Annotated in this window: 2 protein-coding genes; both read right to left on the bottom strand. The window is 33.0% G+C overall.

Going from position 1 to position 2,457, the window contains the following annotated elements:
- Window positions 1-1,198: SusC/RagA family TonB-linked outer membrane protein (locus P8M54_RS00825; protein ID WP_300283893.1), on the bottom strand; the 1,198-nt coding region annotated here is incomplete at its 3' end.
- A gap of 238 nt (window positions 1,199-1,436) precedes the next feature.
- On the bottom strand, window positions 1,437-2,457 hold a 1,021-nt coding region (locus P8M54_RS00820; RefSeq protein WP_300283891.1), incomplete at its 5' end, for a triple tyrosine motif-containing protein.

The following is a 2,457-nucleotide window of genomic DNA, read 5'->3' as shown; positions in this document are numbered from 1 at the left end:
TATTAGGGACCACTGTGTATGCTCCAGAATCGTTACGTGGAGAAAGGACAGAAGGAATATTTAAGGCATTAAACAATACAGATCCTAACCCATTTTCACTTAAACTTTTACGATTAAAGTAAGTATAAATTACGTTTGTTTTCAGCTTTAACTTTTCACTTACATCAGCAGTTAACGAGACTCTCGCCGTATTTCTTAAGAAACCTGATTTTTGTTCTCCTACGATTCCTTCTTGATCTAAATGTGAACCACTTACTGCATAAGTCACTTTATCAGATCCTCCAGAAATAGATATATCGTGATTGATGATAGGCACACTATTGCTAATTACTTCATCTTGCCAATTTGTTCCTTTTCCTAATCCTGTCACATCATTATAAGGTAATGCAGCTCCACCGTTTGCGTAACTTTCATTTAGTAAAAGCCCGTATTCAGTAGCATTTAAGAGGTTTAATTTTTTTGATGCTTCTTGAAATCCTACATAAGTATTGTAAGAGATTCTTGCTTTAGCATTTTTCTTCCCTGATTTGGTTGTCACCAAAATTACTCCATTGGCACCTATTGTTCCATATATAGCTGCTTGAGCATCTTTTAACACGGTAATAGATTCAATATCATTTGGGTTAAGCAACCCTAGTTCTCCTACATATCCATCGATTATAGTAGTAGGTCTGTTTTCACCGTTTGTAGCAATACCTCTAATACGTATATCTAGAGCCGCTCCAGGTGATCCTGACTGTGTTGTAACATTGACACCAGAAACCGTTCCTTGCAAAGCTTGCTCTATTTTAACAGGCTTTAAAATTTCAAGCGTTTTATTATCCACTACAGATACTGCTCCAGTTACTTCTCTACGTTTTTGAGAACCGTAACCTATAACTACAACTTCATCTAAAGTTTTTGAATCTTCTTCCAGAGAAACTGCCAACTTTCCGTTTGAGCCGTTTACTTTATATTCGAAATTTTTATAACCAATATAAGAGACTACCAAAGTCGCCCCTGATGAAATACCTTTTAATGTGAAGGCTCCATCAAAATCGGTTACTGTTCCAGTAGTGGTATTCTTTACTTGGATATTTGCTCCTGGGATTGGTAAGCCAGTTGCTTTCTCTTTCACTATACCCTCGACAATTACACTTTGAGAAAAACCAAAGGTCGAGAACAAAAGGAAGATGATCAATAGATAGTTTGATTTCATAATTTGTATTTTTTGTGAATGATAAAATTAATAATAGAACAATAAACTATTACTAAAAACAACCTCTACAAAAAACATACAATGCAAAAAAAACAACTTTTAATTCATAATATTATAATAAAGCAGCAAATACTAGCTGTTAATAGAATGTTAACTGGCAATACAATTACAAGTGAGACAGTACGATAACGTTAATGCTGTGGTAATGTATAGGTAAATGAAGTGCTTGCAGTTAAACCTATACAGATAAAATGTATTCAGATAGCCCTTGTTCATGCGCTAATTCCATTTTTTTACGCAATCGATATCTCTTAATCTCAACACTTCGTACCGAAATATTTAACATTGGTGCTATTTCCTTCGACGTTAAATTCAATCTTAAGTACGCACACAATCTTAAATCATTAGAAGTTAATGATGGATGCAGTTCCTTTATCTTTTTAAAGAAGTCTTTATCTTTACTTTCAAAAGCATCTTTGAATACGCTCCAAGAATCAGTACCTGTTATGTTTTTATTGATTGTTGTAATAACTGATTTTATGCTTCTATTCTCCTCAGTGTTTGTTTTTTTCAAATCCTCTTTGATGATTTCGAGTAACTCATTTTTACTATTTAAATCCATTGTAGAAGCTGCCAGCTCTCTGCTTTTTATGTCGACATCTTGAGTAAGTTGCTCATTGCGTAAATGCATTAATTGCTGTTGGTTTTCCAACTCTTTAATTTCGAGTAAAAGATTATTCTCCTCTATTAATTTCTCTTCTTTCTCTATGTAATAACTTTTATACTTTTTATGTACGATTCGTGCAATTATGAGTAGTATTATAAAGTAGCAAAAAACAGCTAGATTCGTAAAATACCACGGTTTCAAAATTGTGAAATTATAAACAATAGTATTTTGTAATGCTAAATTTGCAAAACGTGCTTTTACTTTAAAAACATAATTTCCAGAAGGTAAATTCTTAAAACTAACATTAGATTTTGCGTTCCAGTCACTCCACTCCTCCTGAAAGCCCTCTAATACGTATTGAAATTCAGCACTGATATACTTATTGTATTCTGGAACAGTATAATTAAAGGTAATATTGTTATCATTTGCTTTGAATGAACCTTGGGTATTTAGACCTGCATATTGTGGCTCACCGTTTATTGTGCTAGTAACCGCAGCAGTTAATAAGACCTTATAGTCATTAAAACTCAGATCATTTATATTCATAATATAATACCCATCTGTAGTACCAAATAAATAGTCATATGTTGAA

Origin of the sequence: Flavobacterium sp. (genome assembly GCF_029242675.1) — a bacterium.
GTDB lineage: Bacteria > Bacteroidota > Bacteroidia > Flavobacteriales > Flavobacteriaceae > Flavobacterium.
The sequence above is the reverse complement of the archived record's forward strand: the minus strand, read 5'-3'. Positions and strand labels throughout refer to the sequence as shown.